The 14,877-nt window shown below is 28.3% G+C and carries 16 protein-coding genes; 5 read left to right on the top strand and 11 right to left on the bottom strand.

Features of this window, described 5'->3' with window-relative positions:
- Nucleotides 1–293: 293 nt before the first annotated feature.
- Both Q0842_RS01890 and Q0842_RS01885 read right to left on the bottom strand, forming a co-directional pair.
- The gene (locus Q0842_RS01890) at nucleotides 294–665 is read right to left on the bottom strand and encodes a GerW family sporulation protein (RefSeq protein WP_298493690.1); all 372 of its coding nucleotides are present in this window, start codon (nucleotides 663–665) and stop codon (nucleotides 294–296) included.
- 11 nt (nucleotides 666–676) lie between these two features.
- Nucleotides 677–1,174 carry a hypothetical protein gene (locus Q0842_RS01885; protein WP_298493687.1) on the bottom strand — a complete coding sequence of 166 codons (498 nt, stop codon included), beginning with the start codon at nucleotides 1,172–1,174 and terminating at the stop codon, nucleotides 677–679.
- 149 nt (nucleotides 1,175–1,323) lie between these two features.
- Here Q0842_RS01885 and Q0842_RS01880 point away from each other — a divergent pair, with 149 nt between their 5' ends.
- Nucleotides 1,324–2,316, top strand: a complete 993-nt coding sequence (locus Q0842_RS01880; protein WP_298493684.1) for a 2-hydroxyacid dehydrogenase — start codon at nucleotides 1,324–1,326, stop codon at nucleotides 2,314–2,316.
- Nucleotides 2,317–2,352: 36 nt separating this feature from the next.
- Here the strand turns inward: Q0842_RS01880 and Q0842_RS01875 are convergent, their stop codons facing one another.
- The 3 genes from Q0842_RS01875 to Q0842_RS01865 all read right to left on the bottom strand — a co-directional run bounded on the left by Q0842_RS01875 (nucleotide 2,353) and on the right by Q0842_RS01865 (nucleotide 5,689).
- Nucleotides 2,353–3,291, bottom strand: coding sequence for a L,D-transpeptidase (locus Q0842_RS01875; RefSeq protein ID WP_298493682.1), 939 nt, complete (start codon nucleotides 3,289–3,291; stop codon nucleotides 2,353–2,355).
- A gap of 168 nt (nucleotides 3,292–3,459) precedes the next feature.
- Nucleotides 3,460–4,224, bottom strand: a complete 765-nt coding sequence (locus Q0842_RS01870) for a patatin-like phospholipase family protein (RefSeq protein ID WP_298493679.1) — start codon at nucleotides 4,222–4,224, stop codon at nucleotides 3,460–3,462.
- Nucleotides 4,225–4,354: 130 nt separating this feature from the next.
- On the bottom strand, nucleotides 4,355–5,689 hold the full coding sequence (locus Q0842_RS01865) for an outer membrane protein transport protein (RefSeq protein ID WP_298493676.1): 1,335 nt from the start codon (nucleotides 5,687–5,689) through the stop codon (nucleotides 4,355–4,357).
- Between the two features lie 537 nt (nucleotides 5,690–6,226).
- On the opposite strand from Q0842_RS01865, the gene Q0842_RS01860 reads away from it, so the two are divergent.
- From Q0842_RS01860 to Q0842_RS01845, 4 genes are all read left to right on the top strand, one after another.
- Nucleotides 6,227–6,997, top strand: coding sequence for an ABC transporter permease (locus tag Q0842_RS01860; protein WP_298493673.1), 771 nt, complete (start codon nucleotides 6,227–6,229; stop codon nucleotides 6,995–6,997).
- Between the two features lie 2 nt (nucleotides 6,998–6,999).
- A complete protein-coding gene (locus tag Q0842_RS01855; protein WP_298493671.1) occupies nucleotides 7,000–7,779 on the top strand; it encodes an ATP-binding cassette domain-containing protein in 780 nt (259 codons plus the stop codon).
- Nucleotides 7,780–7,790: 11 nt separating this feature from the next.
- Nucleotides 7,791–8,780, top strand: coding sequence for an MlaD family protein (locus tag Q0842_RS01850; protein ID WP_298493668.1), 990 nt, complete (start codon nucleotides 7,791–7,793; stop codon nucleotides 8,778–8,780).
- A 95-nt stretch (nucleotides 8,781–8,875) separates the two neighbouring features.
- Nucleotides 8,876–9,082 carry a dodecin family protein gene (locus Q0842_RS01845; protein ID WP_298493665.1) on the top strand — a complete coding sequence of 69 codons (207 nt, stop codon included), beginning with the start codon at nucleotides 8,876–8,878 and terminating at the stop codon, nucleotides 9,080–9,082.
- 79 nt (nucleotides 9,083–9,161) lie between these two features.
- Here Q0842_RS01845 and Q0842_RS01840 read toward each other — a convergent pair whose 3' ends face one another.
- The 6 genes from Q0842_RS01840 to Q0842_RS01815 all read right to left on the bottom strand — a co-directional run bounded on the left by Q0842_RS01840 (nucleotide 9,162) and on the right by Q0842_RS01815 (nucleotide 14,843).
- Nucleotides 9,162–10,064, bottom strand: coding sequence for a universal stress protein (locus Q0842_RS01840; protein WP_298493662.1), 903 nt, complete (start codon nucleotides 10,062–10,064; stop codon nucleotides 9,162–9,164).
- A gap of 214 nt (nucleotides 10,065–10,278) precedes the next feature.
- Nucleotides 10,279–10,785 (bottom strand): nicotinate-nucleotide adenylyltransferase, encoded by a 507-nt coding sequence (locus tag Q0842_RS01835; RefSeq protein ID WP_298493659.1) that lies wholly within the window; start codon nucleotides 10,783–10,785, stop codon nucleotides 10,279–10,281.
- 110 nt (nucleotides 10,786–10,895) lie between these two features.
- Complete coding sequence (locus tag Q0842_RS01830) at nucleotides 10,896–11,363, bottom strand: pyridoxamine 5'-phosphate oxidase family protein (RefSeq protein WP_298493657.1); 468 nt, start codon at nucleotides 11,361–11,363, stop codon at nucleotides 10,896–10,898.
- 130 nt (nucleotides 11,364–11,493) lie between these two features.
- Nucleotides 11,494–12,021: a pyridoxamine 5'-phosphate oxidase family protein gene (locus Q0842_RS01825; protein WP_298493654.1), complete on the bottom strand. Its 528-nt coding sequence runs from the start codon at nucleotides 12,019–12,021 to the stop codon at nucleotides 11,494–11,496.
- Nucleotides 12,022–12,093: 72 nt separating this feature from the next.
- On the bottom strand, nucleotides 12,094–12,546 hold the full coding sequence (locus Q0842_RS01820; RefSeq protein WP_298493651.1) for a pyridoxamine 5'-phosphate oxidase family protein: 453 nt from the start codon (nucleotides 12,544–12,546) through the stop codon (nucleotides 12,094–12,096).
- Nucleotides 12,547–12,866: 320 nt separating this feature from the next.
- Nucleotides 12,867–14,843, bottom strand: a complete 1,977-nt coding sequence (locus Q0842_RS01815; RefSeq protein WP_298493648.1) for a heavy metal translocating P-type ATPase — start codon at nucleotides 14,841–14,843, stop codon at nucleotides 12,867–12,869.
- Between the last annotated feature and the right edge of the window lie 34 nt (nucleotides 14,844–14,877).

The raw sequence follows: 14,877 nt of genomic DNA, 5'->3' as shown, positions 1-14,877 counted from the left end.
AACTAAGTATTTATACGTATTTTAAAGTGTATTTAGTATATAATTTTACGTAGAAGAATGATTATTATCAATTTCTCAATTGAGAATAATATATTTAGTTATTAAATAAAATATTACTTTTTTTATTATGAAAGAATGATAATTTCTTAATTACACTTAATCTAAGTAAATAATTAAACAAGAATCCGAATACGGTATATGAAAATATATAGCTTGATTTTAAAATGGTACAGACTGAATATTATAATTTAAAAATATTCAGTCTGTATTTAAACCATTAAAATGAAATAACTTTAGCTAACAACTTCGCTTGTTGATTTCTTATCAATAAACTTATCAATTAAGTTTGGTAATTTCTCAAAAGCCGCAGCTAACCCATGTGATTTTCCTGCTTCAATAAAAGATATTTCATCATTTTTTGTTACTAAAAAACCTAAAGGTTCAATACCAACACCTGCTCCTGCTCCTGCTCCTTGACCCTTTTGGGCCTTTTTAGTTTCAGAGCTTTCGCCACCACCAGAACCAAATCCCATACCTACTTTTATTACAGGTACGCATTTAAATTGTCCTAATTCAAACTGTTCGCCAACAACAGTTTCAGTTTTAGCTTCAGACTTTATAAAGTCTGTTACTTTTCCTAATAATTCTTCAAAATGTAAATCCATAATTCAATAATTTAAAGGTTAATAATTGATTTTATAATATTGATTGGTCTGTTTTTTAAAATTAAAACGAGTTGATTTTGTCCTTGAAAATTGACATTATAATGACCTCCTTTATAATTTAGTAAAGCAATTATAGGATACAATTTGGCATTTGTAATACAATTTCCTGTATCAATATTCATATAAAAATATTTTGTTTTAAATGTTCTTAATACTCTAAAAAGCCTTAAAAAAACACTCCTTTTATTATATTTTTTAACAGCTATTTTTTTTGCCTTGTTGGGTTTGTTTACAGTTCCTTTTTTTAAGGGATATATATAATATTTGATAAACAAAATTTTTAATTTAATTCTGAATAATTCGGTTTCATGCTGTTCTAAATTAGCTTTAAACAAACCTTGCAATTTTATATAATATAGATTAGATATAGTATCTATACATATTGTAATTGGCACTAATAGTAAAGCAACCAATAAAATCATACATGCTATTATTATTAACAGTCCCATTATTTATAATTTTCACTTAAAGTAATGACTGTTAAATATATAAGCAATGATATTAATCAACTTGACACTCGTTCCTGATATATATCATTGTCAATCCCTTCTTAATCAGATAACTTTATTCAACTAAAAAACCAACTAAATAAGCAAACATGAAAGTTCTTGTTTATAGCGCTAAAGCATTTGAAATTCCTTATTTAGAAGATCTAAATAGAGGTAAACATAAATTAACTTTTATTGAAGATTCATTAACCTCTGATACCGCTATAAAAGCTATTGGTTATGAGGCCATATCAATATTTTCAGCTGATAATGCTTCAAATATAGTTTTGGAAAAACTTAAAGATTTTGGGGTAAAACATATTACACTTAGATCTGCTGGTTTTGACAATGTTAATCTGTTTTCTGCAAAAGATTTGGGTGTTAAAGTTGCTAATGTACCTGCATATTCTCCTCATGCTATTGCAGAACATGCAGTAGCTATTTTAATGGCATTAAATAGACATATCTTATTATCGAATGAACGTGTTAAACGATTTAATTTTGACATTAACAATCTGGTAGGTTTTGATTTAAATAATAAAACTGTTGGTATTTTAGGTACTGGGAAAATAGGCTCTGTAATGACTAAAATTATGCATGGTTTTGGGTGTAAATTACTGGGTTTTGATATTAATGAAAATAAAAATTTATCAGAACAATATCATTTAAAATATGTTTCACTTAATGCCTTGTGTAAAGAAGCTGATATTATTTCAATCCATTTACCTTTAAATACAGAAACACAGTATTTAATTAATAAAAAAACAATAAATTTAATGAAACCTAATTGCCTTATTATAAATACGGCAAGAGGCGCAGTTATTAATTCAAAGGATCTTCTAGATGCATTAATCAATAAAGATATTTCTGGCTTCGCTACAGATGTTTATGAACATGAAAAAAGTGTGTTTTTTAAAGATAGATCTTTTAATATTCCTGAAGACAACATTCTTATAAGATTAAATGCGCTTCCCAATGTATTAATTACTGGTCATCATGCATTTTTAACAGATGAAGCATTAACTAATATAGCAGAAACTACTATTTACAATTTAGATTGTTGGAGTGATAATAAGGAGTCTGAAAATGAACTTCATTTTTAATCCATAAACCAAACAATTAAAAACCTAACTCCTAATTTATAGTTTATAACCATAAATATCTTTAAGTATTACTTTATTGCCGTTTTTATCAACCACATTTAAATCATACCTAATATGTATTTTTGTACCAATTGGTGCATAATAATAAATAACCCAAGCATCGGCTTCATTGGTTCCAATACAACCATTTGAATACGCTCTCCCTAATGTATTGGGGTTTGTAGTTGGATGAATAAGTTGCCCGTTTCTAATACCATTTATTTCAGTCTCTATAAAAGGGATTCTAGGTAATTTAGTTACTTTTTCATCATCTCTTCTTGTTACAAAATATTGATGGCCATTTACAGGATTATAATAATTGGGGTTTTTATTATATCCTACAATAAAACCATCACCAGTTTCTGTTTTTAAATCTACATTTCTTCCTGCCATTTTTAGGTACTTATTTTCATTTCGCCCAACACGAATTGGAAATTCGTATAACATTACAGAATCTTCATAAATACGAAGTTTATACTCTGGAATATTAACATCAATATGCGTTTTTATAAAGGTTTTTTGAAGTTTATCAATAAAAACAGAATCTGGCAATACAATGTAAGATCCTTTTGGCAAGGCTATCATTTGTTTTTGATTATTTACAAATGAATCCCTTGATTTCATGATGTAATAATCTGTATTTTTAAGTTTATTGATAATCCATGGATTAGCTCTTACCAAAACATGCTCATTTAAATCATAAGAGACTAACGAATCATATTTAAATACAATAGAATCTAAAAACTCAAAATAATTACCAATTGTAACATCTTTATTAATTACAAGAGTGTCTGAATTATATTTTTTAAAAGAAGTTTTACTTTTTTCTGTATTTAAAGATACTATAAGATAATCTGAATCTTTAGGGCAACAATATTTTAAAGAAAATAACAATACAATAATTAAAAAAAATGGTAGACTTAATTTCTGTAACATCTTACTAGCTTCTAAGTATTAATTTTACCTATTGCACAACTTAAACCATTTATTTTGCACATTACATGTTTAGAATGAAGACTGTAGTTTACTAGATTAATTATGCAATTAAATAAATGTACATTAGTCTATAAAGATTAGAAATGACATGAATCAGTTTTTATTAGTTTAAAGCGAAAAATTCTTATTAATCAATAGCTCATCTATAGTTGCATTGTAACCTATATTAAATATCTGATCTATGTATTTTTTATCGAAAGTTCCATATTTACTTAATGCATTTGGAGCAATAACTAAATCGCAATCTATAAACTTTTTTTTATCTTCTTTTACTGATTTTAATTTGTAAGCGCGCTCAATAACACTATAAGAATGTTTTAAATCTTTAATGGTGACTACATCATACCCATTTACATAAACACCTATAATTTTATCACAAGATTTTTTTAACAACTCTACAGGAAAGTTATTAAGCGACCCACCATCAACAAAATAAGAATCGTTAATTTTAACTGGAGCAAAAACACCAGGAAATGCTGCAGATGCTAATATAGGTTTAATCAATTCTCCTTTATTAAAAACTTCAAGCTTACCATCTAAAATGTTTGTTGCGGTTATACTTAATTCCTTTTCTAGAAAAGAAAAATCATCATTTTTAATATAATTTTTAAACTCTTGATAAAACTTTTCAGCATCCAAAAAACCAGGTTTATTTAAAGCATATTTTTTTATATCTAATACATTAATACTTTTAAAAAACTTAAGTATATCTTCCCACTTATATCCGTAAGCATAAAGCGCCCCTACAATAGCACCTGCACTAGTTCCTGCTATATGAGTTGGGTATAAACCATGCTCTTCTAAAGCCTTTATGACTCCTATATGCGCAGCTCCTCGCATACCTCCACCTGATAAGACTAAACCTAAATTCATTTGTTTAATAATATTGAAAGTAGTTATTATGTTGAATATAAAATAAAAAAGCGAAATAATCTGATTAAATGCTTAGATAAAATCATGTTATCTCACTTTTTTATTAGCAAACTAGAAAGCTGCTTTTATATTACTTATTGAAAGTATAACTCAAGCCAAATTGAATCATAGATGTTTTCATTTCATATGATACAGATGATCCTGGAATAGCTCCAAGAATATTACTTGGTGTAATTTGCATTGGGTTTAAAATTTTACCAGATGTCTTATTTCCACTATCACCATAATGGTAAACAGCATCTAATTTCCAATTATTATTTACTTCATAACTAAGTCCAAATTGATAAGCATTTTTAATTACCGCTGTAGCTGGAATTGAGAAAAAGGCTAAATCGTCACTAATTGGATTAGAACTATAAGTATACCCTAAACGCAAAGGCAATTTGTTAATACCTTTATATTGAATACCTGCAGATAGTATAGAAATGTTTTCCCAACCAAATCCGTTTACTGCGCCAGTTGGAAAACCATTGCTTGCAAATTGCCAGCCACTAGCTTCAAAACCTTCAGTATCTTCATACATAACTCTTCTAAAGTCTAAAGCAAAATCAATATTCCCTTCAGAATAACCTAAACCTAAAGACATAATTGCTGGATAGTCCATTTGAAAATTAACATCTGGTGCATCTGTCCCGTCTAAATAAGTATTGTTAAATTCAAATTCACCAAATTTTTGAGCAGTTTTATATGATGCTCCTAATTTAAGTCCAAAACCTGAATCGAAAAACACTCCAAACTGAGCGCCATAACCAATAGCTGATGCCTTATCGCTTGTTGGATATCCTTTTCCAGTCCCACCCATTTCAACAGGGAAATCTGGTGATGCTAACGGATTAGGGGCTAATTCTAATGCAGCATAATCTATATTTGGTTGTATCCCTATAGAAAACTTTTCACTTATTTCATATGCATAAGAAAATCCAATTTGTAATAACATATAATCAGATTCAATATGTCCAAAACCACCCATACTTTGAGACATATTAATAGGATTTGTCATACTCTCTGGAAAAGTAACTCCAAAGCCACTAATACCAAATGCAGAGACACCAAATGTATGTTTACTATTTTCTTTACCCCAAACCATAGCTAAAGATGGCATTGGTGACACCCCTCTATCGTCTTGAGTATTACCGCTAAAAGTCCCATTTGGTGTTGGAACCGTAGAGAATAACTCTGGAGATGAAAAAAACAAACCAACATCTAACTTAATAATCTTATCATTAAACGTTGAAATTGTGGCAGGATTCCATTGTAACGCTCCCGAAATATCTAAAGGTTGCGCAGTTGATGCACCTCCCATAGACATATTTACAGCTCCTACACCTTGCATAACATGTCCTGCTTGTGAAAATAAAGCAGTTGAGAAAAGCAAAACAAATAATTTTAAAAAGTTAGTTTTCATAAAAAATGATTTAAAAGATTCTTAAAAATTCTGGCTCAAAAAAGTATGATTTTTTTGATTGACAATTAATTATAGTCACTTATAAAAATAATAGAAATATAAATGATGAAGTATGATTTTTATCATAGACGCAAAATGTTGTTATTATTGATAATCTAGATTTTAAATTCTCCAAAATGTCAAAATTTCTTCTGGACTTTTTTGTTACTAACAGTTATAATAAAAGTCATATAGATTTCGCACAAACCTTATTAAAAAAAACTAACAATCAATACATTACACCATCACAAACGAACACATAAAATTATAGATATGAAAAACGGGTATGTAAACTAGCTGTATGTTAGTTTCATTTAAAAGAGGAAGATTTAATAGATGAATTAGATAGGTTTTTAGTTATTGGAGATTTTTATAGCAAAGCCTACCAGGAAGGCTGTCAATTACTATTTATCTAATTAAAACATAGATTTATAGTGATTTATATCATTTCAATAGCCGTTTACAAGTTCTATATTTGAATTAGTAAACAGCTTTTCCATGTTTAAATCTAAAAAAATAACATTATTTCTTATTGAAATTGGAGAGCTTACTTATTTTGGTCGACGATTTTTTAAAGAACTGTTTTCAAAACCTTTTGAGTTTAAAGAACTTTTAAGGCAATGCTATTATATTGGTAATAAATCGCTGTTACTAGTTGGGGTTACAGGATTTATTATTGGTTTGGTTATAACCTTGCAAACAAGGCCAACATTAGAAGAATTTGGAGCTGAATCATGGATGCCATCAATGGTAAGCATATCCATAGTAAGAGAAATTGGACCTGTAATTATAGCTTTAACTTTTGCAGGACGTATTGCATCAGGTATTGGTGCAGAATTAGGCTCTATGCGCGTTACAGAGCAAATTGATGCTATGGAAGTTTCGGGTACCAATCCGTTTAAATATTTAGTAGTAACAAGAGTTTTAGCAACTACACTTATGTTACCCATTTTAGTTATTCTTGGTGATACTATTGCGCTATATGGATCTTATTTAATTGAAAACACAAAAGGTGACGTATCATTTCAATTATATTTTAATAAAGTATTTAACTCCTTAGAGTTTGGAGATATTATACCAGCAATAATTAAAACTTATTTCTTTGGTTTTGCAATAGGTTTAGTGGGATGTTTTAAAGGCTATAATTGCAAAAAAGGAACTGTTGGCGTTGGTATTGCAGCAAATTCTGCGGTTGTTTTTTCATCATTATTACTTTTTGTAATTGATTTTATAGCTGTTTTTATAACCGATATATTTTTTGAAATTTAAAGATGAATGATGCTAAACACATACAAGAAACCTCGAAAAAATTAGCAACCAAAAGACTCATGCTAGAAATTAAAGATTTACGCAAAAGTTTTGGGGAAAATAATGTATTAAACGGTTTTGATCTGGAATTATTAGAAGGTGAAAACCTTGTAATAATGGGGAAATCAGGTTCTGGAAAATCGGTAATGATAAAATGTTTAGTTGGTTTGATGGAACCCGACTCTGGTAGCATTAAAATTATGGGTAAAAACCTATTAGGACTCAATCAAATTAATTTAGATGAATTAAGAACAGAAATAGGGTTTCTTTTTCAAGGAAGTGCCTTATATGATTCCATGACAGTTAGAGAAAATTTAGAATTTCCATTAAGAAGACACAAACATAAATTTGGTGATAATATTGATACTTCAAAACTGGTTACAGAAGCTCTTAAAAACGTTGGATTAATTGATGCCATAGATTTAATGCCAGCCGAACTTTCTGGTGGTATGAAACGACGTATTGCCTTAGCTAGAACATTAATTTTAAAACCTAAAATTATTTTATATGACGAACCTACTAGTGGCTTAGACCCCATAACTTCAAAAGAAATTATTGAGCTTATGCGTAACATACAAAGGCAATATAAAACGTCTTCACTTATTATTACTCACGATGTAGATTGTGCACGAGTTGTTTCAGAACGCATAATTTTGCTAGTAGATGGCATTAACTATGCCGAAGGTACTTTTGATGAATTAAAAAACTCAAAAGACGAAAAAGTTAAAGCTTTTTTTAAATAAAACAGGTCATCATGAAAAAAACAACCAATGAAAAATTAAAATTAGGAATTCTAGTCATTACAGGATTAGTGCTATTTATTGTTGCTATTTACTTGATTGGAGAACGACAAAATATGTTTGCAAAAACGTTTACCATAAGCGCCAATTTTAACAATGTTAATGGTTTGTTACAGGGCAATAATGTTAGATATTCTGGTTTAAATATAGGTACAGTAAAACGTATTTCTATGCTTAATGATTCTACAATAAATGTTACTATGGCAATAGAAGAAAAAATGGTTGTTCATATAAATAAAGATGCTATTGCAACTATTGGAACAGATGGTTTAGTAGGTAATATGATTGTAAATATTATTCCGGGTAAAACTAACAACAAACCTATTGAGCAAGGAGATATTATAAATACTTACACTAAAATTGGCACAGGTGAAATGCTAAACACATTAAACGTTACCAACGAAAATGCTGCTTTACTTACCGCAAAATTACTTGATATTACAAACACTATAACCAATGGAAAAGGCACACTAGGCATGCTTATTAATGACACTATAGCCGCTAAAAACATAAAGCAAACTATTTATAATTTAAAACTAACAAGTATCGAAGCCAATAAAACCATAAAAGAAATAAATAATATGGTAAATAAAATTAATTTAGATGAAAGTATTGTAGGCCTATTATTTAATGATTCAATTGAAACGCAAAAAGTAAAACATCTTATTGCCAACCTTGATGCTACTAGTGAAGATATTAATACCGTTATTTTAAATTTAAATGAAACCTTAATAAATATAAAAGAAGGCAAAGGCGCGTTAAACTACCTTAGTAACGATGAAGATTTTGTAAAAAACCTTGATAAATCTATAAAAAATATTAATGAAGGTACCGAAAAGTTTAACCAGAATATGGAGGCATTTAAACATAATTTTTTAACAAGCCGATATTTTAAAAAACTAGAACGCGAGAATAAAAAGAAGGCATCAAACACAAAAAAATAGCTTCATTTATTTTTTATGATAATTGATTTATATCATTTCATTATCAATACATTACATCTAAATTGATTTTATTATTAATCTTAAAATCAAATATTATGTCTGTATTAAAAGTTGTAGAAATACTAGGAAACTCCACCGTTAGTTTTGAAGACGCTGTAAAAAATGTAGTTCTTGAAGCATCAAAAACTATAAAAGATATTAAATCTGTTTATGTACAAGATATGCAGGTTACAGTTAATAACAATAAAATTATGGAGTATCGTGTTACTACTAAAGTATGCTTTGGTATTTTGAGTATGTAATTTTCTGTATTTATAACTAAAAATTAGAAATGAAAAAGGCTGTATATAATATATTGCTATTTTATATACAGCCTTTTGTTTAGCTAAAAGCTAATAATTGTTTGTCTTTTTTTTTAAGTTTTGCATTAGCATTTTGAAGTTTTGAACTATGTTTATTAAAAGCCAATAAAGGTATTCTTAATGTTTCCTCCATATCTTTCACTAAATCTTTGTGAAATAAATTTGAAAAATTTAAATCATGTTTTCGCTCCAGCATAGCCAGCATACTCGCTTTTTCTATATCTAAAACACTTAATAAACCAGACTTAATTCTTGTAGACGCTATGGTTCTAAATGTTATTTCCTTGTAAGATATTTGATTAGTAACCAAATTTTTAAATTCTTCCATTAGCTCCTTTGCTGGTTCCTCATCTGTTTTATAAATATGAATAACTTCTATTAGTGCCGAAAATGGTTCTGCAATTCCTATAAGTTTTTTTATTGATAAAACATCGTCTTCCTCAAAATCAGTAGCATAAACAATTGTTGAAATTGTATTATAAATTAAACCATTAGGTACAATTAACAATGGCACGTCAATAATATCTAATAAAGCACTTGCTATATTACCAGAAAAATAACCTCTGTTACTGTGGCCGTCTTTTTTACCAAGAATAATTAAATCTGTATTTAATGACTTGGATAGGCGCTTTATACTTTCAGAAATCGAAACACTATCAATAACATGTGTAGTAATAGGTTTCTGGCTAAATTCATTTTTCAGGTGTGTTTTACAATACTTATCCAAAAATGCTATTTTTTCTTCATGGACGCCTTTTTTTAGAGTTGTTGAAGAGCGAATAGTTGAAAAAGTTATTGGAGGAAAATCATATACATGCAAAACATGCAATTCGGCTTTCATTATACAACTATAACGATAAGCATACTTAAGTGACGAAGCATCATTTTCACTACAATCTGTAGCATATATTATTGTTTTCATAACATAATGTTTTAACTAATCAAATCTAGTTTATAAACTCAGTTTTCGAAATGATATTTGTCATATAACTCAGATAATAATTTTAATAATTAATGTAAAGGCTTTAATAAAAAAAGCACCTTTAAATAGTTTTAAAAATGCTTTTTTGAGAAAATGTTCTAGTATTAATAACCAGATAAGTTTGGTGTTTTTATTTTAAAAGTTAAAACATTTATTATTTAAAGTTACCTCTATCATCAACTTTTACTCTAATTCGTTGTTCACCATTTTCAAGAGTAATTTTATATAATTTTCTTGTTTTACCTGAATCATGGTAGTTAACTAGATATATATTTTTTGATACATACCAATTAGGAAACCTTTCAGCAATAGCTTTTGAAACTGGTATTGGTAATTTAATATTCTTATATCTTTCAGCAGTACTTAATAAATCGCCTTTATCGTTATAAGAAGCCAAAACTTTACCTTCAGGAATAATAAAATAAACATCATATAATTCATTTTCATCCGTATAAATATCTAAACTCTTAATATCAAAATCACTTACTTTTAACTGTAATTTCTCTACAGGTATTGCAACATCTTCTGCACTAGAGCTACTTAAATATTTATAATTATGAACAACAAAAATTGGTGGAAGCTGTTCTGTAGGTACTGGGTCTTGGGCATAAATTTGGGTGGTTAACCCCAATAATAATAAACCGAGGATTAATTTTTTCATAATAAAAAGTATTAATTGTTAATATGAAATAAAACTAATTCCTGTCAGTAAATTACGCAATGACTACCATCAGTTACTATAAAAAAGCTAAAAATAATTACGGATATTAATTAGTTTATTTTTTCAAATCTTCTTTTTTTTCCAATAATGTCTTCTATTTTAATAAGAAAAACTATTGAATTTTCACCGTTATATATTTTACTAGAAAACTCACTTATAAAATCAACATTCATTTTCTCTTTTTTTCTAATAATATCTTTAATTCCTAATGAAAATTCATGAAGATGTGTTTTGGCATTACTCCCACTTAACTCAGAATAGCTACCATGAACTAAAACAGATTTCCAATTGCTTGATGTGTTTATATCTGTTACACATAATGATACAAAATTGTTTTGACGCATGGCACTAATCTTATGACCTTCGCCAGAATAGCATATTAATGTATTATTACTTGAATCAAAAAAATAAGTAATGGGCACAACAAAAGGTCTATTTTGAGATATATATGATATGTACCCTATGTAATTATGGCTAAGTAAATACAAACTCTCTTTTTTATCTAAGTTTATTATCATTGGAATAATAGTTTTTTTAGTTCAAAACTCTGAATACAAAATATTTTTTAGATTTAAATTGCTTTTATTTTCCTTTAACTGCATCAATATTTTTAGTTATAGAATAGTTTAATTTCTTATAAAACATGATTCACTCAGTTTTAACGTTTAAAATATCTTCTATTTTTTTTCTTCTATTAATAACAGCGTATTGATTAGATTTTTTTGTTTTTCTTTCCTTTCCAGTTATTTCTTGAATATTTATACGGTATACAATTGGAATAGTTTCAGAATGAGTTTTAGCAGAAAATTGAGGTATAAAATCAAGCTCTTTTTTTTCTTTAATGAGAACAAGTTTTTTTACTTTATCAGAAAACTCATGAAGGCAATATTTAGCATCTGGACCCTGTAACTCTTCGAAAACGCCATGAACTAATATAGATTTCCAGTTATTAATTGACTCGACCTCTACAACCTCAAGTGCTACTGCATTATTTTTTCTAAGTGCATTTATTTTATGCCCTTCACTCGAGTAACCAATAACGGTTATGTTTTTACTATCAAAATAATAGGTAATAGGAATTACAAATGGTAAATTCCTAGATATGTATCCTAAATGACCTATATAATTACTACTTAATATTTTTAGACATTCTGCCTTTGTTAAATCTGTTATCATAGCTTCTATTTTTTATTTATATATTTTTAAAAAAAATGTCATTTGAATTCAATAAAATTTAAACCTTAGCAATTAGAACTCTCTAGATTTACCAATTATCTCAGATACCTTTATTCTAAAAACTATGGGTAAGCCTTTTGTTGCTATTTTACTAGAAAAATCACTTATTAATTGTTTAGCTTTATTCTCTTGAATCAATATTATTTTTTTTATTCCAACCGAAAACTTATGTAATTGATGTTTAGCATGTGTACCAACAAGCTCTTCAAACGTACCACGAATTAAAACAGACTCCCAATTATTAATAGACATTATGTTGGTTACGCCAAGAGATACGGATTTATTCATTCTCATGGCTTCTATTTTATGCCCTTCTGAAGAATAACTAATTATACAATCTTCATCTTTATTATAATAATAAGTAATGGGTATTACATATGGCTCATTGTTAGATATAAAAGATAAATAACCAATATAGTTTGTTTGCAACACATGTATAATATCATCTTTTTCTAAAACTCTCATGGCATTGTTTATATCTATCCCCTTAAAAGTATTATTGCTTTTTTTTATTTACAATGATATATATCAATTGGCAATATTTTACCTGCTAACTTTAGCTATTTTAGCTAATTAATTGTCTTTACATGAAACTTATTAGTTCCATTTCTATTTGAAGCTATTTAACTTAAATGCATATAGATATCATTTTAAAAAATTTATTATAATGGAAAATTAATTGTTATCTATTATAAGAAAGAGCAGCTAATAAATAAACTTTGAAGAACAGCAGAGAAACTTAGTTAGATAAAATGTAAATTAAAAATTATTATGAAACACGACAACTAATCTAAATTATAACGCAATAATCTTAGTGCATTAATAACTACCACAATTGTAGAACCTTCGTGAAATAAAACAGCTAAACCAATATTTGTTAAACCTAAGATAGTAACAGGCACCAACAAAACGACTACACCTAAACTTATCCAGATATTTTGTTTAATAATTCGTTTTGATTCCCTACTTAAACCTATTACAAATGGTAGATTCTCAATTTTATCAGACATTAAAGCTACATCTGCAGTTTCTAAGGCTACATCGCTGCCAGCTGCTCCCATAGCAATACTTACGGTACTTAAAGCCATTGCTGGTGCATCATTTACACCATCGCCAACCATGGCAATTTTATTATTTTTAATTAATTTTTTTATTTCAGAAACCTTGTCTTCTGGCAACAAATTTCCTTTAACACCGGTAAGTCCTATTTGTTTGGCTATCGCATCGCCTACATTTTGGTGATCGCCAGTAAGCATAATCATTTGTTTTATACCTATTTCTTTTAAACGTTTTAATGTTGAGGCAGTAGTTTTTCTTGGTATATCCATAACGCTAATAAGGCCTATTATATCACTTTTAAACGCAACAATCATGACTGTATGCCCATTTTTTAAAAGCGTATCCATTTTAGTAGTAATGTCTTTATTTATAGTAATGCCAGCATCTTCAATAAGTTTGGTATTACCAATAAAAACATTTTCACCATTAAATGTTGCAGACATTCCTTTGCCTTGAATAGCATTAACTTTTGATGCTTTATTTTTTGCTTCAATTTTATACTCTACTCTTATATCATTTACTATGGCTTTAGCTAGTGGATGATTACTTAAACTTTCAACTTCAAGTACTAATTCAATAAACGCTATTTTATCAAAATTATTTAAAGGAATAATATTGGTAAGCCTTGGTTTTCCTTCAGTTAATGTACCAGTTTTATCAAATGCTATGGTAGTAATCTCTCCAAGATCTTCTAAAGCTTTACCACCTTTAATAAGTACACCTTTTTGTGCAGCTCTTGCAATACCACTTAAAACCGCACTTGGCGTAGAAATTGCTAAAGCACAAGGGCTTGCAGCTACTAAAACGGTAATAGCTCTATATAAACTTTGATTAAAACTCTCGTTAATAAAAACATGGGCAAAGCACAATAAAAAAACTACTAGTATAACTATTGGCACATACCATTTTTCGAATTTTTTGGTTAGTCGTTGTGTTGGCGATTTTTGAGTTTCAACTTCACTTACCATTTTAATTAACCTGGAAACAGTAGAGTCTTTGCTAAGTTTTAGGACTAAAACTTCAATACTATTATCTCCATTAATGGTTCCTGTAAAAACAATATGTTTCTTATCAATTTCTGTGAACCTGGGTAAATTATTGGTGTTTTCTATAAATACTTTATCTACAGGTATGCTTTCTCCAGTTATTGGCGCTTGATTTATACTACTACTGCCACTAATAATAACCCCATCGGCAGCAATTTTTGTATTTGGCTTTACAACAATAACATCATTTATTTTGAGGTTTTTAATAGGTATTTCTTCAAGTTTATCCTGATATTTTATAAGTGCGGTTTTAGGCGAAAGTTTACTTAAAGCCTCAATAGATTTCTTTGCTTTATTCATGGCAAAATGCTCTAAAGCATGCCCTAAACTAAACAAAAATAAAAGCAATGCACCTTCTGCCCATTTATCAATATAAAAGGCACCCAAGGCTGCAGCAATCATTAAAAAATCAATATCAAAACCACCTTTAACAATTTTATTAAAAGCTTCGATAGTTATATAATAACCACCAAAAAAATAAGAGATAATATAACATGATAGAAAAAGTAAACTAGATAAATTAGTTGCTTTTTGAACAATAAAACCAATAAGAAGAAATACACCGCATAAAATAGCAAAATAGAGTTCTGCTTTTTTTCCAATACCATGATTATGCTTATGGGTTTCATTTTTATTTTCTGCCATTATAACTTCCATAAGTTAGAGTTAACATTTAATAATGAATTAATAT

This window comes from uncultured Algibacter sp., from assembly GCF_947495675.1.
GTDB lineage: Bacteria > Bacteroidota > Bacteroidia > Flavobacteriales > Flavobacteriaceae > Algibacter_B.
The sequence above is the reverse complement of the archived record's forward strand: the minus strand, read 5'-3'. Positions and strand labels throughout refer to the sequence as shown.